14 protein-coding genes are annotated in these 21316 nt (G+C 36.4%); 9 read left to right on the forward strand and 5 right to left on the reverse strand.

What is annotated here, in order from left to right; all coding sequences use genetic code 11:
• Positions 1 to 295 precede the first annotated feature (295 nt).
• The 4 genes from ACP6PM_RS30530 to ACP6PM_RS30545 all read left to right on the forward strand — a co-directional run bounded on the left by ACP6PM_RS30530 (position 296) and on the right by ACP6PM_RS30545 (position 6195).
• Positions 296 to 1153, forward strand: a complete 858-nt coding sequence (locus ACP6PM_RS30530; protein ID WP_426590636.1) for a biotin--[acetyl-CoA-carboxylase] ligase — start codon at positions 296 to 298, stop codon at positions 1151 to 1153.
• Positions 1154 to 1727: 574 nt separating this feature from the next.
• A complete protein-coding gene (locus ACP6PM_RS30535) occupies positions 1728 to 3719 on the forward strand; it encodes a M23 family metallopeptidase (protein WP_426590637.1) in 1992 nt (663 codons plus the stop codon).
• Positions 3720 to 4299: 580 nt separating this feature from the next.
• Positions 4300 to 4644, forward strand: a complete 345-nt coding sequence (locus ACP6PM_RS30540) for a Pepco domain-containing protein (protein WP_426590638.1) — start codon at positions 4300 to 4302, stop codon at positions 4642 to 4644.
• A 3-nt stretch (positions 4645 to 4647) separates the two neighbouring features.
• On the forward strand, positions 4648 to 6195 hold the full coding sequence (locus ACP6PM_RS30545) for a GUN4 domain-containing protein (protein WP_426590639.1): 1548 nt from the start codon (positions 4648 to 4650) through the stop codon (positions 6193 to 6195).
• A gap of 416 nt (positions 6196 to 6611) precedes the next feature.
• Here the strand turns inward: ACP6PM_RS30545 and ACP6PM_RS30550 are convergent, their stop codons facing one another.
• The 4 genes from ACP6PM_RS30550 to queC form a co-directional block, all read right to left on the reverse strand.
• Positions 6612 to 6815, reverse strand: a complete 204-nt coding sequence (locus ACP6PM_RS30550; protein WP_426590640.1) for a hypothetical protein — start codon at positions 6813 to 6815, stop codon at positions 6612 to 6614.
• A 119-nt stretch (positions 6816 to 6934) separates the two neighbouring features.
• Entirely contained in the window at positions 6935 to 7582 is a 648-nt protein-coding gene (locus ACP6PM_RS30555) for a Uma2 family endonuclease (protein WP_426590641.1), read from the reverse strand.
• Positions 7583 to 7657: 75 nt separating this feature from the next.
• Entirely contained in the window at positions 7658 to 7984 is a 327-nt protein-coding gene (locus ACP6PM_RS30560; protein ID WP_426590642.1) for a helix-turn-helix domain-containing protein, read from the reverse strand.
• 438 nt (positions 7985 to 8422) lie between these two features.
• Positions 8423 to 9091 (reverse strand): 7-cyano-7-deazaguanine synthase QueC, encoded by a 669-nt coding sequence (gene queC, locus ACP6PM_RS30565; RefSeq protein ID WP_426590643.1) that lies wholly within the window; start codon positions 9089 to 9091, stop codon positions 8423 to 8425.
• A gap of 495 nt (positions 9092 to 9586) precedes the next feature.
• Here queC and ACP6PM_RS30570 point away from each other — a divergent pair, with 495 nt between their 5' ends.
• A complete protein-coding gene (locus ACP6PM_RS30570; RefSeq protein ID WP_426590644.1) occupies positions 9587 to 10978 on the forward strand; it encodes a cytochrome P450 in 1392 nt (463 codons plus the stop codon).
• Between the two features lie 710 nt (positions 10979 to 11688).
• Here the strand turns inward: ACP6PM_RS30570 and ACP6PM_RS30575 are convergent.
• The gene (locus tag ACP6PM_RS30575) at positions 11689 to 12030 is read right to left on the reverse strand and encodes a hypothetical protein (RefSeq protein WP_426590645.1); all 342 of its coding nucleotides are present in this window, start codon (positions 12028 to 12030) and stop codon (positions 11689 to 11691) included.
• 936 nt (positions 12031 to 12966) lie between these two features.
• Here ACP6PM_RS30575 and sat point away from each other — a divergent pair.
• From sat to ACP6PM_RS30595, 4 genes are all read left to right on the forward strand, one after another.
• Positions 12967 to 14145, forward strand: a complete 1179-nt coding sequence (sat, locus tag ACP6PM_RS30580; RefSeq protein WP_426590646.1) for a sulfate adenylyltransferase — start codon at positions 12967 to 12969, stop codon at positions 14143 to 14145.
• Between the two features lie 501 nt (positions 14146 to 14646).
• Complete coding sequence (locus ACP6PM_RS30585) at positions 14647 to 17064, forward strand: caspase family protein (RefSeq protein ID WP_426590647.1); 2418 nt, start codon at positions 14647 to 14649, stop codon at positions 17062 to 17064.
• A 1236-nt stretch (positions 17065 to 18300) separates the two neighbouring features.
• The gene (ahcY, locus tag ACP6PM_RS30590; protein WP_426590648.1) at positions 18301 to 19578 is read left to right on the forward strand and encodes an adenosylhomocysteinase; all 1278 of its coding nucleotides are present in this window, start codon (positions 18301 to 18303) and stop codon (positions 19576 to 19578) included.
• 579 nt (positions 19579 to 20157) lie between these two features.
• Complete coding sequence (locus ACP6PM_RS30595; protein WP_426590649.1) at positions 20158 to 20784, forward strand: exopolysaccharide biosynthesis protein; 627 nt, start codon at positions 20158 to 20160, stop codon at positions 20782 to 20784.
• Positions 20785 to 21316: the final 532 nt, after the last annotated feature.

A 21316-nucleotide genomic window follows, 5' to 3' on the forward strand; every position in this document is an offset into this window, starting at 1 on the left:
ATCCGCAATAGAAGGAAAATTCCACATCCATCTTGGAGTGCTTTAGGGAATGAAACTACTATTGCTCTATCCGCAATAGAAGGAAAATTCCACATCCATCTTGGAGTGCTTTAGGGAATGAAACTACTATTGCTCTATCCGCAATAGAAGGAAAATTCCACATCCATCTTGGAGTGCTTCAGGGAATGAAATAACTATTGCTCCATACGCAACGCAATATGAAGAGAAAACTTTGGTAGCAGAATCTGTCAAGATTTTACCGAACGGTATATGTATTTATGCAGAGTAAAAAAAATTGTCACAATTTAATCAACAAAAATTCATCAACTCCCTATCAAATATTCAGAGAGCCAGAATATCCCAGATATCCAACCCCTCAACTCCCCATCATCTCCACATTTTTTCTAACATCCCCTCAACAAATCAAACCCTTTGGCAACTAATTGACTCAGGAGCATCACCAGGAACCATAGTCATAGCCACCCAACAAACAGCAGGGCGAGGACAATGGGGACGAAACTGGATATCAAGCATAGGCGGACTATATATGTCAGTCGCCCCCAACATATCAATATCCCAAACCCCACAACTAACCCTATCCACAGCTTGGGGTATAGCCTCAAATTTGCAAGATTATGGTGTACCAGTAAAAATTAAGTGGCCTAACGACTTAATCTTAGAAAATCGAAAATTAGGTGGCATCCTCACAGAAACCAGAATAAACAAGAAAAAAATTTCTCAAGCAATAATTGGTATTGGAATTAACTGGGCTAATTCTGTGCCAGACACAGGCATTAATCTGCAAAGCTATTATAGAAACCAGTCTCAACCAGAAATATTCTCTCTAGAAATGTTAGCTGCAATAGTCTTTCATGGAGTAGACTCTGGCATTAAACAACTTTCAGAATCAGGAATAGAAAGTATTTTACCCGCCTATACTCAACTACTAATAAATATAGGGCAGGAAGTAGTAGTAGAAGATCGTATTGGAGAAGTTGTAGGAGTGACCAATAGTGGGGAGTTAAAAGTCAAAATTAACCCAAACCCAGCGACCTTAAATACTCAGTCTCAAATATTCTCCTCAGAAATAAATCTAAAACCAGGTACAATCAGTCTGGGCTATGGCCAAATTAGTAGGGGAGTAGGGGAGTAAGGGAGCTTACAAGGGTATTTTTTTACCTTTGATGTAAAAGAGGTGTGGGAAATGTGGGAAGTGTGGGGAGAGGGAGAAGTTTTTAGCTATTTTTTTTATAAAGAAACATATTTTTGCTGAGATTTTATACTGAATAAAAGTGATTCCTCACCCCTCAGGGCTAATTCATTGTGGTGAGAGAATATTTACAACCTTACATGCCTTATATGTAAGAGATTTCAAAAGATACAATTTTTCTCTAGTGACAATAAATTAACCCTGTCGGCTCAAGCCGTATGGTTGAAATACTGAAGTTTACTTTTTTCATCCCCCATCCAAGCAGAGCTAATTCTTTGTCGTCGTAGAATATTCACAACCCTAGTATTTTTGGTTAACTAATTCTAGCAAGATGTACAAGATTTCAAAGGATAAAATTTTTCTCTAGTAATAATAAATTGACCTTACCCTATCCAAGGGAAGGCTATTGACCTAATTTTTTAGTCATAAAGCCAAAAAAAATAATATTATCAAAGTCAAAATTGATTAAACTGTATAAATTGTTCAAAAAAAGCAACCTAAATAGTGTGAGGAGATAATGTCGCTAGAAAACCAAAACCAATCAGTTGAGTTGAACACCAAACCACAAGAAACAACTCCAGAGCAGAACCAAAAGCAAGATTCGATCCAGACCAAACTTCTAACTCACAAATCACTCATGCAGCTAGGTTGTTGTCTAGCTAGTTTAGGGATGCTGAGTAGAGGTATGGTTTTAGCCGAGATGGTTTTGGAAATAGAAGTATATGACTATGAACCATCATATCAACCCGCCCCAGTAGATAGTTATTCTCCCCAAACATCCTATTCAGCACCATCCTATTCACCAGAACCCTACTACGAACCAACACCATCATATCAACCCGCCCCATATTACGAACCAGAACCTTATTATTCTCAACCCTACTACGAACCAACACCATCCTATTCACCCGCGCCATATTACGAACCAGAACCATATTACTCTGCTTCACCTAGCTATTCTGAACCATATTATTACGAACCAGAACCGGAACCTTACTATTCTCAACCAGCACCAACTTATTACGAACCAGAACCATCTTACTATTCTCAACCAGCACCAAGTTATTATGAACCGGAACCTTATTACTCCCAACCAGCGCCAACTTATGAACCGGAACCCGAACCTGACAATACTATCTATCTACCCAAAAGTCTGTATGTAGCACCTCCGACAAATACTAACCTTAACCTTTCAAAGAAACCCAAAAATGACTTACCGCCCCTAACATTACCAAAACCTGAGAAACTTTATTACTATGATGGTTCGACTAACGCTTATATAGATGATACAAATTACAAAGTCGGTGCAACTGAAAGTTATGAAGCACCAAGTACAGTAGTTTTCTCAGAACGTTCCACAGGAGAAGTTGCTCAATATCCAACAAGTAATAAAAATTGGAGTGCTGTCGCCGAAAATAATAATAATTGGAGCGCTCCGACTCAGACTAATAACTGGAGTGCAACTACCGCAACAAATAATTGGAGTGCTCCTGCTCAAACTTCATCTAATAATTCCTGGAATGGTGGAACTCAGCAAAATTATTATTCTCAAAATAGCTACCAAAATTCCTCCTACGATAATAGCTATTACTCCTCCAACAATAGTTATTATTCAGGTTCTTCTGGTTATAGTCAAACAAGTTACTACTCAAACTCATACTCCAGTCAAAGTGGTTATTACTCCAGCACCTCCTATGCTCCATACTACTCAGACTCTTCTCAAGGAGTAGAAGTCGCAGCGGTATTGCCAGCTCAAGTGCAGGGTTTATTTCATAACCCCATGTCGCAGTCAGGTTTAGCTTATTACAAACGTACCATGCGACCTCCCGCAGTACCCGGCAATGGTAATACCCGGTTAATATTCCCTCTATCTATTCCAGCACCCATCACCTCATTATTTGGTTGGAGAGAACATCCAATATTAGGCTATAAAAAATTTCACACGGGAACAGACTTAGGCGCACCAACCGGAACCCCAGTAGTTGCCACTTATGGAGGTCAAGTAGCGATCGCTGACTGGTTAGGTGGTTATGGTGTGACTGTCGTGCTAGACCACCAGAGAAAATCATTGGAAACTCTCTATGGTCACTTATCAGAAATTTTTGTGAAACCAGGAGAGTTTGTACAACAGGGTGAAGTTATTGGGAGAGTTGGTAATACGGGAATGTCTACAGGTCCCCACTTACATTTTGAAATGCGACAGTTAACTAAAGATGGATGGGTAGCGAAAAACCCAGATAGTCATATTGAATTTGCCTTAGCAAATTTGATGACAGCATTGAAGGTGACCGAAATACCGCCTGTACCCGAAGTTAGTATTAATGAGTTGCTGAAGCAGACTAAAGAATTAAATTCTGGTTTGCCACAACTTCCACCTTTACCACCAGGGTTTGAAGTACCTATTCCTGACTTAGAGCCACCAATTTTTGAGTTGACAAAAGATTCAGAAAAATCTGATGAAGATGTCAAAATTAGTTTAAATGAGCAGGAGAAAAAAGTGGTGGAATAAAGGAAATAAGCCGACTTTCAGCTATCAGCTTGATTAGATTTAATTATATGAGTTGAAAAATCAAAATCGTCGCTCTTGTAGTTCAATTATCTGATTGAAAATGTAGTATGGGTTAAACGAATTATTACTTCATTTATTAAAAAGCTGAGAGCTGACTGCTAATAGCTGTTTGCGCAGCATTCCGGAACGGAAATGCTTACAAATAAAGTTAGTTTAATAGGGAAAAATTGGCAAAACTCCTAGCTTTTGTAGGTTGGGTTAAGCGCCAGCGCAACCCAACAAAAACCTATATATAGTAATCATATTTCAGTTGTGAGATTTTAGTGCTAATTAGGAGTCGTAGGGGCGATTCGCGAATCGCCCCTACAGGAGTCAGAATATAAAAGGGTTTTGATTTATCTTAGTCGTTCTTAAATTCTATCAAAATCATTCCTAATTCCTATATGTTGGATTTCGGCTCCTCAACCCAACCTACATAGTAAGCAATTACTCTAATTTAATGAGTTAGAATATGAAAATAATATCAGGGGCAACCACTGAAAAATAACCAAAACTTTAAATATCAGAACTAATTATTATTATGGAAGACAAGAAAATTTGGATTATTGCCGATGAAACTTATTCAGAAACTTCTGGAGGAAAAATTTCTGTAGATACGGGACCTGATTATGAAGAATCTTCCCAATCAAGTAGAAAAAGATTTCAGGTTAAAGCAGAAGATTTGAAACGAGAAATGTCTGAATTTCTCAAAGTTATTGAAGATGTATTTGACCAGAAAGATCGAGAATCTTCTAATGTTAAATTACAAGAAATAGAATTATCAGTTGAAATTAATGGGGAAGGTCAAGTTACTTTATTTGGTATTGGTGGAAAAGCAGGAAGTAAAGGGGCAATTAAATTAAAATTAGTACGAAAGGAGTCTTAAAGTATGGCAAGAAATTGGGCTATTTGTGTTGGAATTAATCATTACGATAATATGCCAACTCTTCAATATGCTCAGAGAGATGCTGAATTAATGCGGGATTATTTTCTCAATGAGGCAGGTTTTGAGAAAGTTTATTTATTTACGGATAATTCACCCCCAATTAATGATGCAGGTAAACCTTTTAATTCCCAACCAACTTATGGCACTCTTCAAAGATTTTTACGAGTAAGATTTAACAAGGAATTTTTATCTGCTGGTGATAATTTTTGGTTCTTTTATAGCGGTCATGGAATGCGTTTTAATGACCGAGATTATTTAATGCCTGCTGATGCTGACCCTCATCCAGATGGAGTAGAAGATACTGCTATTCCTCTTTATTTTGTGACAGAAAGGTTAAGGCGATGTGGAGCAGATAATGTTATTTTATTCTTGGATGCTTGTCGCAGTCAGGAAAGTTCAAAAGGTAAAGGTATAGGTATAGGTGAAGAAAAACAGAAAGGTGTAATTACATTTTTTTCTTGTAGTCCTAATGAAAGGTCTTATGAAATTGAGGATGAAAGAATACAACAGGGTTCTTTTACTTATGCTTTACTAGAATCTTTAAGAATTCAAGGTGAAGGTAATTGTGCCACTGTTGAAAGGTTATATAATCGTCTAAGTTATCGAGTGGCTGATATTAATCGTCAGTTTAGAAAGCCTCGGCAAACTCCCTATTCTATTGTTGAACCTGCTACTAAATATCATTTAATATTGTTGGAAAAACAGGCAACTGAACAAGATATTGCTACTCTCAGAGAAGAGGCATTAGAAACAGAAAATGAGGGTAATATAGAATTAGCAGAACAATTATGGACTCGCGTTTTAGCAGTTTCTCCTGCCAATGAAAAAGCTTTAAAAGCTCTGAGAAGAATTTGGCAGAAGCAGGACAATATAAAATCAGGTAGAAATTCTGAAAATTCTGGTGAACAAGAAACAAAATCTACAGGAGATAAAGCTGCTAATTTGAGTTCAAAAGAGACAGATGAAGATTCAAAAAATGATGAAATAGAATTACTTTCTGACAAAAATGTAGACTATACCAGACTCCGCAACCTCCTCGCTAATGGTAAGTGGAAAGAGGCAGACCAAGAAACTGCTAGAGTAATGATAGAAGTTGATACACAAAAACCATCTAATATCAATGCAATTTCATTTAGATTCGACATAATAACTTTTGACTCCGAATCAATTAAAAATTTTCCTGCTACAGACCTACAAACTATTGATAAACTCTGGGTAAGATATAGTAATGGTAAGTTTGGTTTTTCTGTACAGAAGAAAATTTATAAGATGTTAGGTGGTACAAAAAGTTCTAATGGAAAAACATGGGAAGCCTTTGGCGATGAGGTAGGTTGGCGCAGAGAAGGAGAATGGTCATATTACTCTGACTTCACCTTTAACTTGAATGAAGCTAGTACAGGATATCTTCCAGCATATCTAATTTTTAAGAAAGGAGTAGAGAGCTACGGAATATGGCAAATAATATATACTCTCTCGCGCAGAAAACTGTAGATTTTAAACACATAAGTATTTCATCGTTTATCATTACATTAAAACTTGACTCAAACTTCCCAATCTTCTACATTAGAGTTGTTGGGAATTAAGTTAAAAAAATGGCTCAAACCCTTATTATTCAAAGTTTATAACATTTTTCAGTCCTAAAATCCTGCAAACCTTATAGAGTAAGCTTTTGAGCATTGTTCAATTTTTATTTCCCAACAACTCTATTTAATTCACTAATTCTTTGAAATTCAGCAACATTATGAGTGACTAAGATTTTCTGCTAAATCTAACAATAATGCTTGATAAGTTTCCCATCTAATTCCCATTAATAGGGTTGAATTTTCTGGTTTTAATAAAGTTTTATTCATAATTATTTCAGTTATCAGTTTCATACATTATGAGTTACTAAAATCAAATCATTCTACTTACTCAAAATCACCTTGAGAATGTCTAACAAAAGTTTCATCTTGAATACTGCCATAAGTGTTTTCAATAAACTCATGCCAAGACTGATTTTCAGGTTGGTTATTATCTTGAACTAAATTAATCATTGTCCCCAAAACCTCTTTTTCTTCTGGGGTTAAGCTGTTAATGATTTCTGCTAGGGATTTAACTAATTTTAAATTCATAAAAACCTCTAATAATTACTTTAGGAAGATAATTGGGAGACTATTGAGACTAACTACTTTGCCACCTTCCTTGCAATAACAAAATAGTATAGGATGTTTTGAAGTGCAGAATGTAGAATCTATCCCTCAAAAATATTCTGATTCTCTAACCATTCACGAAACTCACGGAGTAAAGCATTCTCACCTTTTTCTCCTCGCCTACTGAGAAAATTTAAAATAACTGACTTAGATAAAATTGGCAAAACATTTGACTTTTCTTGCTCCTGATAACTGCCATCTTCCAAACAATAAATAAACAACTTTTCTCCATCAAATCTCCATATTTCTCCGATACCTAAAGCAGCATAAATTGTTAAATGGTCTAAAGAACTGCTGCTAATATCAATCTCAATTGCTAAATCTGGAGGTGGGTCGTGATTAAAATCAAACTTAATTTTACCTCGTACTAATCTCTCATTAGTAATGTAATAACATTCATCTGCTTCAATCCCTTTTTCCAAATCTTTTCGACTTAATGTTGTCGAACCAAGACTTGATACTTCTAGTCCTAATACTTCTGTAGTTGTTTGTACCAGTCGTCCTAAAAAACCTTTATTAATTTCATGTTCTGGCAAGGGAGTCATAATTTCTAATGTACCTTGGTCGTATGTCAATTTTTTACTAGGATTTTCTGCTAAATCTAACAATAATGCTTGATAAGTTTCCCATCTAATTCCCATTAATAGGGTTGGATTTTCTGGTTTTAATAAAGTTTTAGTAATAGTCATTTCAGTTAAATGAAATAATTTTTTTCACATCGTAGAAATCTTGATTAGATTATTTCTTTGTTTAATTGTCAAGTATCAAAGAACGATCGCTGTCTCAATATCTTGATTTTCTCCATTACTAGAACGAAGGTGTAAAGTAATTTCTATATCAAGTCGCTTGAGAAAATTAAGTAGTTTCCCTTCACTAAAATTTTGAAATTCTCCATTCATCAAATGAGATACTTCTGGTTGAGAAATACCCAAAATTTTACTAATTTCACCCTGTTTAAGATTCCGTTGTTTCAACAAACGTATTACCTGAATACCTATTTTTCCTCGTGTAAAAAGTTCGTCGGCATCCTCCAAATCAAGGTCGGCAAATACATTGCCACTACTTTTTTCAAAAATTTGCTCTTGTATCATTTTTGTTTCTCCTTTATAAGGTTGTTTAATATAGAGATGTATTTCAAGTATAGCTTCAGTAGTGGAGTGAGATAGCTAAAATGGTGCGTTACGACGGATTGCTGAATCTCTTTCATAGTCTAAATTTAAGTCGTCTAACACACCCTACAATTTTGCACTAAAAGTAGTAGACTGACACAGCTAAAACTGTGCATTAGAAAAATGACTTAATCTCTAATAAATTCAGACTTTTCCTAAAAATTTATTGCACCATTTAAGGTGTGTCAGTCCAGTAGGGTGTGTTAGCGAAGCGTAACGCACCGAAATATTTAAGAAAGAGAATATTTAGGAGAGAGCATAACGTACCGAAATATTTAGGAAAGAGCGTAACGCACCAAAATGTTTAGGATAGGCGGTGCGTTACATTTCATTAACGCACCCTACTAATACTTTGAACTTCTACATCACCGGATCTATTAACCCCAACTCCTCAAAAGCAGTCAACCGCAACCGACAAGAATCACATACACCACAAGGTTTCTCTCCACCCGCATAACATGACCAAGTTTTTTCCCAAGGCACCCCTAAACTATTCCCCAATTGAATAATCTCAGTTTTCTTCATCTCAATAAGTGGCGCAACAATAGCGATCGCTTCCCCCTCTCTCCCCTGTTTAGTTCCCAGTCGAAACACCTCTTGCATTGCTTGAATATAATCAGGACGACAGTCAGGATAACCGGAATAGTCTAAAGCATTCACCCCAATATAAACCCGACTCGCATTCACCACCTCAGCATAAGCAAGGGCAAAACTCAGAAAAATAGTATTCCGTGCCGGAACATAAGTAATAGGAATATTTTCTGACATTTCCTCAACCGAGCGATCGCTAGGCAAATCAATTTGATTATCAGTTAATGCCGAACCTCCCCATAACCTCAAGTCAAAACTCACAACATGATGTTCTCTGACACCCACACTATCAGCAATTTTTTTAGCTGACTCTAACTCTCGACGGTGGCGTTGTTGGTAATCAAAAGAAATAGCATAACATTCACAACCATCTGCCTTTGCTTGATACAAAACCGTTGAGGAATCTAATCCCCCTGATAATAAAATAACTGCTTTCATTCTTTGATAAAATCAATTTTGTCTCTCATAAAAATGAAGTCTACCATAGTCAAGAAAAAGACCCAAAAAAGTACAATTTTATTATACGATGCGATGAGTTTTTAGTATTATAATGGCCAATTTTCAGTGAAGTATACGTTCAGTTCGAGTCAAACTGTGCCTATAAGTTAACTTATACCCTTAAATCTTAATTCTCCAGACAAATGAATGATTAATTATGGCTTGCTGATTAATTATCAAAGCATTGATATATAAAAATTTGAGCTTTTTTATGGTCGAAAAAAGTGCGCCTGTTTCAGTTGAAAACGCTCAAAAAGCTAGTATTTTGGGCTAACTATGGCAGAAAAATCAAGGGACAATTCTTACTCCTACCTCCTCTAAATTCCCATTTCTCCTGACTCCTGACTCCTGACTCCTGACTCCTACCCCTGCTAAAAGACTTTTTCAGCAAACCCTAATTATAATATTCATTATTCATTATCATAGAGATATCTTATGCCTCAATCTCCAATCTCCTCAGTTAAAGCTGGTAGAAAAAGTAAATTAAATTTACCACCCGGACCAAAAAGATATTTACTGTTTCAACTTTCTCAACTTCAGCATCAGCCAATTGAATATTTGGGATATATGTGGCAAGAATACGGAGATTTAGTACGTCTGCCAATTATGCCAGGATTGACTTTAAATTTGGCAAGCCATCCAGATTATGCAGAACATATTTTGTCTAGCCATCAGGAACGATATGGAAAACCCGATCTATTTCTCAAATCAATGAACTTAGTTCAGGGGCAAGGACTTTTTAGCAGTGAAGGAGAAGTTTGGCTTCGACAGCGACGCTTAATGCAGCCAGCATTTCATCAAAAGCAATTGGTTAAACTTCATAATATAATCCTTGACTGTGTAGAATTACTTCTCCTTGAATGGTCGGAAAAGCCAGAAGACGAGATTATTGATATTGCAGCCGAAATGTCACGTCTTACCTTAAAAATTGTCAGTTCCACCCTATTCAGCATTGACATCAGTGGCAAGACAGATAAACTAGGACAGTCTTTGCGAATAGCTTTGGAATATGCCTATTACCGAATGAATAGCCCACTGGCAGTACCTCTATGGATACCTACTCCCAGAAATCTTGAGTTCCGTCAAGCAAAACAAACACTCGATCGCCTCGTTTTAGAAATTATTAAATCCCGTCGTCAAAATCCTACAGAGCAAAATGATTTGCTGTCAATGCTTCTAGCTGCTCAAGATGAAGAAACTGGAATTGGCATGAGCGATCGCCAACTTCAAGACGAAGTAATTACGTTAATTAATGCGGGACATGAAACTACAGCTACTGCATTAGCTTGGACATGGTATCTAATAGGAACCCATCCTGATGGTATGGCTCAGATGCAGAATGAAGTAGAAACAGTTTTAAATGGAAATTACCCTACCGTTGAGAATTTGTTCCAACTGGAATACACTCGTCGCGTATTTGATGAATCTTCACGTCTTTACCCAGTCGGTTTGGGGATGCCGAGAGTAGCCTTAAAAGATGATGAAATTCAAGGATATTTTATTCCCAAAGGTACGATTTTCAATATTGCTCAATACTTCATTTTTCGGCATCCTGAATTTTGGGATAATCCAGAAGAGTTTGACCCTGATAGATTTCTACCTGAAAAAGTCAAGCAAAGACCTAAATTTGCTTTTTTCCCCTTTGGTGGAGGTCAACACATCTGTATTGGCAAAAATTTAGCTCTGATGGAATCTACAATAATCTTGGCAGCTATTATACAAAGGTTTCACATTGAATTAGTTCCCAATCAATCTATAGAAATAGATCCTAGATTCTCCCTACATCCTAAATATGGCATTAAAGTTAGAGTACGGAAAAGAAATTAAGCCATTATGGAAAGATTGGATGAGGCAAAAATAGAAGCCATTTTAAAAGCAGCCAAACAACATTTTTGGATTATGGAACGCCATTAATTATAACTATCAGAACCATCATAAAAATGAAGTCTACCATAGCCAAGAAAATGACCATAAGGTTTTTCTCCCATTGGCATCGGCGACAAAATAAATTGGCGAAGGTCTGGGAGGAGACGGAAGCCACAGTAAGGCTGTTAGTCAGATATTTCAATTGGATTTGGGTTCATAGTCACAAGGGAAATACAGCGACATAAAGGTCTGGATTAGGGTTGGCGGAGCAAGTGCGGCAGCTATATCGCCCCTTGGAGTTGGGATGAATGGATTACTTATCCCACACTTTGCTGATCCACTACCAAAAATCTCAGGCAACATTGTTTTTAGATGCCGATTCTGCTAGCCTGATTTCTAGTTATTTGAATTAGTTAGAACTTAGACAAAGAAACCCAGTTATTACGAGAGATCCTTGGTTTGAACAATAAACATCTATGCACATAACCAGGTTTCTGGGTAATGAAAGAGTTTCAGTGAATTTATCCAATGTTGCTATTCTCTCTGAGTAAGCTTCGGGTTAGCTGTAATTAATCTAAACTCCAGCCTGCTGTAGCTCAGTTAGCTTAATAAAGAAAATTCCCAAATTTATAGATAGAAAGTCTGAAATTATTACTCCTATTATCTATTACCTAATTATTCAGTAATGATTCAAAAGATTGCCGTAAAGACTTAATATCTCCAACCCTTGCCACTAAAAGATGATCCTTTCCCGCATCTTTTAAACGAGAATTCCAATACTGAACGCTATCAGCGTTATTCATCCAAAAGTTAATCACCGTTTCTACAACTTTATCTACTCTCCAACTACGATGAGCAGAAGCAGTTTCTACAGACTTGAGAAACACATCTAGGGAACACTTATTGTTTCCTAAATATTCGACATTTAAATTATTTTCTGCTTGTAGTTTTTGTTGTTGATTAAAAAAATGTAGGACTGGAGAAATACCTAAAAGTTCAAAAGTATATCGCATTTACGCTTTTCCTCCTCAGAATTTGTGAAATTATTATTATATATAGCAATCTCTTTTAGTTGTGAGATATTGTATCCTTTAAATAAATAGGAAAAAGTCAAATTCTCATAACTGATTTAGGATTCCTATAGTGATGTTAAAATTAGCAGTCTTTTAAGGTGAGTGCTAATTTATCCAACTCTATAAACCAGATGCAAAACTTTTATTTGTTGCTTGATAGATCGTCAAAGTTTAATGACTTACCTTTAGCACTCATCATTGAAGATTGCTAATAGTTTGTCTAACCAAATTTTGCGGTTTAAGAGCTTATATATTATTTAAATAATACTAATTTAGTTAACCAGTTTCTGTCAAATTATTTACATTAAAGACAGCATATTTTTAACATAAATTTACATAGTATGAGTTGGAATTTTTTTGATATCTATAAGCAGTCCTATTTGGGTTATGTAAAAAATCTCTTAGAATCAGGGAACAGTAGTAAGAGTTTCAGACTTGATTATCTATTTTGGCTTTTTTATAAATCCTGCACAGATTGCTATAGTCTTATCTACTGTGCTCAGAGCTAGTTGCTGTAGTTATAAGACAAATCTGTGTATACTTGATTTCCTATTGCTTTTTCCTCAAAAATATTCTCAAAACTTAAATAGAAATGCTATATTAGTAGATTGTGATTTAGTAAATATATATTTAGAGTTTTTCAATAACAAAAAGATTTATGACTAAAGTGGGCCTTACAGATAATTTTGATTAAGTCCGGTGACATGATTACCACTAAAGAAGTGAAGAAAAAGAAAGCATCTTCTACAGTTACCTTAACCTCTATCTACTTCTAATAAGTAAATGAAGATAGATGTACCTCAAAGATGTAGGATAAAGATTAGAACACTTAATCTTTCTCAACTATCTGTAGTCAACATATAGAGAGGAATAACCTTGACTCAGCATCCAAATAATATACCAGCACATGGTGGCCACCTGATTAATCGGATTGCCACACCAGCAGAACGACAAGAATTCATGGAAAAAGCTGAAAGCTTGCCACGGATACAACTAGACAAGCGGGCTCTTTCAGACTTAGAAATGATAGCTATAGGAGGCTTTAGCCCTCTCAATGGTTTTATGGAAGCAGATGACTATGAAAGCGTAGTCATTGATATGCGTCTAAAAAATGGGCTACCTTGGAGTATACCTGTAACATTATCAGTATCAGAAGAATTAGCAGATTCAATCAAAGAAGGAAGTTGGGTGCGTCTAGATTCTCCTTCTGGAGAATTTGCAGGAGTTTTAGAATTAACTCAAAAGTTCCGCTACAACAAAGCTCATGAGGTAACCAATGTTTATCGCACAGATGAAGAAAAACATCCAGGAGTGAAAGTTGTCTATGATGCTGGCCCAGTTAACTTGGCAGGTCCAGTCTGGTTATTAGAACGTCATCCTCACCCATTATTTCCCAAATATCAAATAGATCCAGCCGAGTCTAGAAAGCTATTTCTAGAAAAAGGTTGGAATACAGTAGTTGGTTTCCAAACCCGTAACCCAATCCACCGTGCCCACGAATATATTCAAAAATGTGCTTTAGAGACAGTAGATGGTTTATTTCTACATCCTTTAGTGGGTGCTACTAAATCAGATGACATTCCTGCTGATGTCAGGATGCGTTGCTACGAGATTATGTTAGAAAAATACTTTCCTCAAGACCGGGTGATGATGGCCATTAATCCCTCGGCCATGCGTTATGCTGGCCCACGGGAAGCAATTTTTCATGCTTTGGTACGGAAAAACTATGGTTGTACCCACTTCATTGTTGGTCGAGATCATGCTGGGGTAGGGGATTATTATGGAACCTATGATGCTCAATATATCTTTGATGAGTTTGAACCCGGAGAGTTAGGTATCATTCCAATGAAGTTTGAACACGCTTTCTACTGTACTCGTACCAAAGGTATGGCCACAAGCAAAACAAGTCCAAGTACAAAAGAAGAACGAATTCATTTATCAGGGACAAAAGTGCGAGAAATGTTACGTCGGGGTGAGTTACCACCACCGGAATTTTCACGACCAGAGGTAGCAGCAGAGTTGGCTAATGCAATGAAAGCATCTCAGACAAATTAACAGAAATTTTTCTGGTATAGTCCTCAAGTGTGAGGCATAATTATAAAGTGGAGGCGGGTTAAAAAAGCTATACATTTACTCAAAGGTAAGCTTTCAACCCGCCTCTAAGAGTTAGATGAAGAAACTTTGATTTTGGTACAAAGCCAGTTAAAAAGGGTGCGGAATTTACTATTATAAATGAACTGTTGAATATGGCTGTAATTGTTCTATACAATTAACTCAGTTAATATTATTCTAACTGTTAGATGGACAGTGACTCGGATTAGAGACTGAAGCAGGCATTTTGCCACAAGCATTAAGTTATCTCTATAGAGTTTGCTTAAAATAGATAACTGGTTAAGAGCTAACCAGAAAGACGCAGGAAACTAAACTCGTGAGTGTTTAAAATTTGCCACGATCGCCCTTATTGATTAACGGCAGAATGCGTCAATTATATAGAAAATTAATAATAACGTTGTTATATAAAGTTCTTACTTGAAGGTAGGACATTAAGGAAGAAGAATGGGATTAAAGCGGCGGGAATTTTTGCAAAGGGCTAGCTTGGCCCTAGGAGCATTGGGAATAAATGAAGCAGGGTGGTGGCGTCTCCAAAGTCATTATTCAGAAGCCTTAGCTCAAACTACAGGACGTAAATTAGCATTTTTAGTAGGTATTAATGAATATCCAGATGCACCTCTATCTGGGTGTGTTACAGATGTGGAGATGCAACGGGAATTGCTAGTTCATCGGTTTGGTTTTTTACCTGCTGATATTCTCACTCTCACAAATAAACAAGCTACTAGGGAAAATATAGAAACAGCTTTTATTAGTCATTTAACTAATCAAGCTAAACCAGATGACTTAGTTTTATTTCACTTTAGTGGTTATGGTAGTCGTGTGAGTAAGATGATTGATGAGGATGAACATAATGAGTTAAGTGCCTCAAATTTAACATTTCAAAATACTCTAGTACCAATAGATGGGATACCTGCCAATGATAAGGGTAGAGCAATAAATGATGTTCTAGAAGAGACTCTATGGTTATTATTGCGATCGCTTCCCACAACAAAAGTAATAACTGTACTAGATACTAGCTATGTATATCCTGGTAAAAATTTGCAAGGTGCTCTAAGAATTCGCTCTCGACCTAGTTCTACTACAGAGCAAATTAATATTAAAGAGAAAGCAATGCAAACGCAACTGCGCAATCAACAAAATATTCTAGGAGAACAGCAAATTTATGAAAGCCAACTGCCAGGGGTAATTCTTAATGCTAGTAAAGAGAGTCAATTTGCTACTGAAACTGACTGGAATGGTTTAAGCTACGGTCTATTTACCTATGCTCTTACCCAAACTTTATGGTCTACAACCTCTGTAACCAAACTACAAATTAGTTTTTCACAAGCTGCTAGCTCTGTAGAAAAACTAACTGGAACTAATCAGCAGCCAGAGTTTAAAGAAGCAAAACAACAGAAAATTGCTCAATCTACAAAAGTAGCTACTATAACTCCAGTAGCTATGGGTTATCCAAATCTCTTGAGTCCTTCATTACCACCTGCTAGTGGTGTAGTCACTTCAGTAGAAGATAACGGCAAAACAGCAAATCTATGGTTAGGAGGATTGCCAATTAGTATTCTTGATGTGGTTCGATCTAATTCCCTATTCACAACCCTAGCTGATTCAGATTTAGACTTAAACTTTCAACTACAAATTCGGAATCGAAATGGCTTAAAAGCAAAAGCTTCTATAATCATTGAAACTGATAGCTCACGAAAATCATCAGAAAAGCAGCAACAACAGTTTCAGAGCGAGGAAAATGCCAACAATCAAACACAAAAACCTGCTCAAAAATCTCCTCCTAATCCTCAACTTTTGGCAGGAGCGCTGGTACGAGAAAAGATTAGAGTTTTGCCTCGACCTATAGATTTGATGATAGCTCTAGATCTTGATATGTCAAGAATTGAGCGGGTAGATGCTACCAGTGCTTTTTCAGCAATACCTCAAGTTACTGTAGTCGCAAATACACAGGCAGCAGATTATGTATTTAGTCGAGTACGGGAAACAACTATTACTCAAAGTCCTTCTGCACCTCTACCGTCCATGTATCAGGGTCGTTATGCTCTATTTTCTCTAAGTCAGGTGCTAATACCCAATAGTATAGGAGAAGGAGCAGAAGCAGTCAAGGTAACAGTACAAAGGTTAAGTTCCCAATTGAAAACTTTGCTGGCAGCTAAGATATTACGTTTAACTATCAATGAAGACTCTACTCAAATTAAAATCAGAGCCAACTTAGCTACTGTTACTCCAGAAGCAAAGAGCGTTATGCGCCGAGAAACTTTCGGGATCGGCGATAGAGCAAAATTTCAAACTAATATAGAAGAAGATGTAGGTAACTTTGGAGTTTCTGACGGATTACTAACTTTACCCATTGGTAGTCGAATTCAATGTCGATTATATAATGATGGCGATCGTCCAGTCTATTTTATGTTATTCATTTTAGACAGTAGTGGGCGCATTCTTGTTCTCGATCCAACTATATCTAATCAACTTGGAAATAATACTCAACCTTCACAAACAGGTCTAGTTATTTCTCCGGGAGATAGTATAAATATGCCTGCGGTGATTAGCAAGTATCCTGGAGATACAGAATCTTTTGGATGGAGGGTAATAGGTCCTGAAGGATTATCAGAAATTCTGATTTTTTCTAGCAATCAACCATTTAAGGAAACAATTGCAGCTCTTGATGGAGAGGTGCGTCAAGTTAGAGACGATCGGTTAATTAAAGAAATATTGAATCCTTTAACAGCAGCAGAAGCAGTTTTACGAGATTTACAGAGTGCTAGTCAATCAGATATTCAATCTACTGGGTTATCAACGGATGATTATGCTCTAGATATTAATAGTTGGGCAACTCTGAGCTTTGTGTGTCGAGTTGTTTAAGTGACATTCTACCAACGCTGTTTTTGCAATACAGGGCGGGATTCCCTAACATCACTGATAGGGAATTTCTGTTTATAACGCACCTGTCTCCAAGGCCATTCCTTATTTTCGGTCTACGGTTAATTTACAAGATTGGTCAAGGTATAATTTTTATGGCTACTTATTAAATACTGACAATACTTTATATAATTAAAATTCATCCCCTTATATTCAATGTATTTATAAATAATTGGTTTTATACTAATCTAGGTGGTGGTGCATAGTAATGGTAAAGGAAGCACCGGGAGTGTGGGGAGATGGGGAGATAGGGAGATAGGGAGATGGGGAGAAATTAAAAAATATATATCCTCACCATTACCATGCAGGACTACCCTAATCTAGTATACTAAATAATTAGGGATTAATTTGAGTAAGATTGGGAAATTTTTGATATTTTTTTTCAGGCGATCGCCAATATATATAAACCTTTAAGGGTCAACACGAGCTACTATATATAGTGCCTTTGTGTAAGTCCTGATGATATTAAATAACCACCAACAGGTTTTAACCCGGTGTAAATCTTAAACTCCAAAACGGCTGTAAGCGAGAACGACCTGCTATACCTTAGCTATATTACCTATTTTCTTTCTTAATCAAAAATTATGACATCATATTCATGCTAGCGATCGCTAAGACTATTCCAGTTTCTTACGGCCATTTTTTCTACCATTCTTTCTTCTTCCTTCTTCCTTGCTCTTACCTTACAATACCGATGCTATCGAACTTGATATAAATCTATAACGCTCTTGCTGAAGCGCGGGTATAATTTTCAATCTTTGGGGGTAGGGAGTAGGGAGTAAGGATTAGTTCTAATCAATAGAAACTGGAAAAAGTAGTATTTGGGGTGAATATTTATAATTCATATCTAGATTATGCAACGCCTCTATAACTAATAGATATCATAGATTTAAGTGTTGCAAAAGCTTGAAAAAAAAGCCAGAAAATTAGTAAATTCAGATCAAAAACCTGACATTTTGCCCAAAATGTGAGGGGAAAAATACAGAAAAACTAATAGTAAAACTATTGCCTATTTCCCATTCTCTGCCTTCACCAGAAGAATTTTTCACCAACCCCCGTTTTTAAATAACACATCTTGGTATGAATGTCAAAATAAATTTTGTCGTATTAACACTCTTGATCGAGTTCTGCAAAATTGGTTAAACTAAGAAAGATTATCATATATAAGGAAATAACTGAATGGTTGCAACACCAGTCCAAATTAAACATGAAGTTAAAGACCAATCCCTGGCCCCTCTTGGAAAGCAAAGAATTGAGTGGGCAGGTAGGGAAATGCCCGTTTTACGCCAAATTCAAGAACGCTTTGCTAAAGAAAAGCCATTAAGCGGAATTAAATTAGCAGCTTGCTGTCACGTTACAACCGAAACTGCTCATTTAGCGATCGCTCTAAAAAATGCTGGTGCTGATGCTGTATTAATTGCTAGTAACCCTCTATCTACTCAAGACGATGTAGCTGCTAGTCTAGTGGTTGATTATGGTATTTCTGTGTTTGCCATGAAAGGAGAGGATGAAAAAACTTATCTGCGCCACGTTGAAATTGCTTTAGACCACAGGCCAAATATTATTATTGATGATGGTAGTGATGTTGTCGCAACTCTAGTTAAAAATAGACAAGATCAACTTCCTGAACTGATTGGTACCACTGAAGAAACTACTACAGGTATTGTTCGTCTCCGAGCAATGTTTAATGATGGGGTGTTGACTTTCCCTGCGATGAATGTTAATGATGCAGACACCAAACACTTCTTTGATAACCGCTACGGTACAGGTCAATCTACTTTAGATGGTATCATCCGTGCTACTAATGTTTTATTAGCAGGTAAAACTACTGTTGTTGTAGGTTATGGATGGTGCGGTAAAGGTGCAGCGCTCCGCGCTAGAGGTTTAGGTGCAAATGTAGTTGTAACTGAAATCGATCCAGTTCGCGCTATTGAAGCTATCATGGATGGTTTCCGGGTGATGCCAATGGCAGAAGCTGCTCCTATAGGCGATCTATTTATTACTGTTACTGGTAATAAGCATGTTCTTCGTGGAGAACATTTCGATGCGATGAAAGATGGAGCGATCGTTTGTAACTCCGGTCACTTTGATATTGAAATTGACCTGGAAACTTTGGGTAAAAAAGCTGATGAAGTGAAGACAGTTCGACCTTTCACTCAACAGTATAAACTCAAGAATGGTAAGTCTGTAATTGTATTGGGTGAAGGACGGTTAGTTAACTTAGCTGCAGCAGAAGGTCATCCTAGTGCAGTTATGGATATGAGTTTTGCTAACCAAGCATTAGCTTGTGAATATTTAGTTACAAATAAAGGTAAATTAGAGCCTGGTTTACATTCTATTCCTGTGGAAGTTGATAAGGAAATTGCTCGTTTAAAATTACAGGCAATGGGTATTGGTATTGATACTTTGACTCCTGAACAAATTGAATATATGAATTCCTGGACTGTTGGTACCTAATTAATTTTTTAAGGGATAAGAATTGAGTTAAATCTTAATTCCTATCCCTTTGATAATTTTGGACTTTGTTTAGCTTGAAAAACCTCGAGTAAAATATTGGTAAAACAACCATAATTTTATCTGGGGTTATTTCAGTTATCAGTTAACAGTTATCAGTACCTACTACTGAAGTTTATTTTCTTTCATCCCCTTAAAAGTGGAAGCTATTGACTTTATTTTTTGGTCAAATATTTTGAGGATATTATTTCTTTCTTGTGGTAGAAGCTAAGAAATAAATTTCCTCTATCTAAACTGTCATTTCATTTATCAGTTAGCCTCCTGTAAAAGTCGGTTATGCTCCTAGATATCTATGGTGAAAACTACAAATTTTTCATACCAATCGGGTTTATTTGTGTAATATTATTTTGGGTTGAATAGTTATAATTACAGCTTTTAGTAGGGCTTGAGTAACTGAAATGTCTATTTTAAAGTTAAATTCCTACTACAAACAAAAACTTTTTTATCACTTATTATCCAGACATCATAATAAGTTCTATACTTTTAATTTCTTCAAAATTTCTATTATTTTAAGATAAATCAGTGGCTAAATTATCTGTAGAATTACAACGATATTTTTTTGATGAAGAATGTGCTTCTAAAGTTACCTTGGGAGATATTATTGATTTAGCAGGAGAGAGAATTTTTGGCTTTTTATTCGTGATTTTGTCTCTACCTTCTGCTTTGCCTGTACCTGCTCCTGGTTACTCTATTCCCTTTGGAATTTTATTACTTTTATTGGCAGTTCAACTAATAGTTGGTTCTAAAACTCCTTGGTTGCCTAAGAGTTGGTTAACTCATTCAATTTCTCTTGAGAAAGTACAAGGTGTTTTGAAAAAAGGTATTCCTTGGTTACAGAAAATTGAGTTGATATCTCGTCCTCGATTGAGTTATATTTGTACGAGTTTTGTTGGTAGAATTGTGATTGGTTGCGCGATCGCTCTGATGGCTATTTCGATGATGATTCCTATTCCGGGTACTAATACTTTACCAGCGATCGGGATTTTTGTTACTGGTTTTGGTTTGTTAGATGATGATGGTGCTATTAGTTTGGGTGGGTTGGTGCTTTGTGTAATGGGGGCGACTTTAAGTGGACTAATTGTGGTTTTTGGTTATGAGGTTGTCAAGGGTGGAATTGAATTAATTAAAAATTCTCTGACTGGAGGTTAGGAAATTCAGTTATCAGTTATCAGTTATCAGTTATCAGTACCTCCGGCTAAATTAAATTAGAAGACTTGACACTTTATTTCATAATTTTCAGTGGAGTTATATTGCCCACAAATATTATACCTGATATACGTGACTGAGATGAAATTCCCTTATATCCTTATAATAGCCGAAAAAATTTTCACCAAAGGATTGATTTAAAATTTATTTGTGCTATTCTGTATATAGTGGTCAAGGTTTGCTCTTATATACTTGATATCCAAGGCCATAATTATCACTTCACCAGACAAAATCTCCCTAATTATAGCCTGCTTCAATAACTGGAGAGTACAAAGTTATTCTAAAAAACGATTTGCTTATCTGACTCAAAGTATTACTGGAAAAAGCTTACAGCATCTACAGGTCTGAATGCAGAGTTTCTAAGCTTGAGTTGCTGAAAGCCTTAGCTAGCAATAGTCATTCAAAGAACTTTGCACTGTCTAGTGGGACTTACACAACTTAACTGGTAAAATTAGACTATAATGCTTGGTCTACA

The sequence above is a fragment of the Dapis brunnea BLCC-M229 genome (assembly GCF_050015995.1).
GTDB lineage: Bacteria > Cyanobacteriota > Cyanobacteriia > Cyanobacteriales > Microcoleaceae > Trichodesmium.

What these genes read in the sequence shown, in the direction of transcription:
- ACP6PM_RS30535 (WP_426590637.1), top strand. Translation starts at nt 1,728, where the DNA reads ATGTCGCTAGAAAACCAAAACCAATCAGTTGAGTTGAACACCAAACCA.
- ACP6PM_RS30560 (WP_426590642.1), bottom strand. Translation starts at nt 7,984, where the DNA reads ATGATACAAGAGCAAATTTTTGAAAAAAGTAGTGGCAATGTATTTGCC.
- ACP6PM_RS30545 (WP_426590639.1), top strand. Translation starts at nt 4,648, where the DNA reads ATGGCAAGAAATTGGGCTATTTGTGTTGGAATTAATCATTACGATAAT.
- ahcY (WP_426590648.1), top strand. Translation starts at nt 18,301, where the DNA reads ATGGTTGCAACACCAGTCCAAATTAAACATGAAGTTAAAGACCAATCC.
- ACP6PM_RS30555 (WP_426590641.1), bottom strand. Translation starts at nt 7,582, where the DNA reads ATGACTATTACTAAAACTTTATTAAAACCAGAAAATCCAACCCTATTA.
- ACP6PM_RS30540 (WP_426590638.1), top strand. Translation starts at nt 4,300, where the DNA reads ATGGAAGACAAGAAAATTTGGATTATTGCCGATGAAACTTATTCAGAA.
- ACP6PM_RS30570 (WP_426590644.1), top strand. Translation starts at nt 9,587, where the DNA reads ATGCCTCAATCTCCAATCTCCTCAGTTAAAGCTGGTAGAAAAAGTAAA.
- queC (WP_426590643.1), bottom strand. Translation starts at nt 9,091, where the DNA reads ATGAAAGCAGTTATTTTATTATCAGGGGGATTAGATTCCTCAACGGTT.
- ACP6PM_RS30585 (WP_426590647.1), top strand. Translation starts at nt 14,647, where the DNA reads ATGGGATTAAAGCGGCGGGAATTTTTGCAAAGGGCTAGCTTGGCCCTA.
- ACP6PM_RS30575 (WP_426590645.1), bottom strand. Translation starts at nt 12,030, where the DNA reads ATGCGATATACTTTTGAACTTTTAGGTATTTCTCCAGTCCTACATTTT.
- ACP6PM_RS30550 (WP_426590640.1), bottom strand. Translation starts at nt 6,815, where the DNA reads ATGAATTTAAAATTAGTTAAATCCCTAGCAGAAATCATTAACAGCTTA.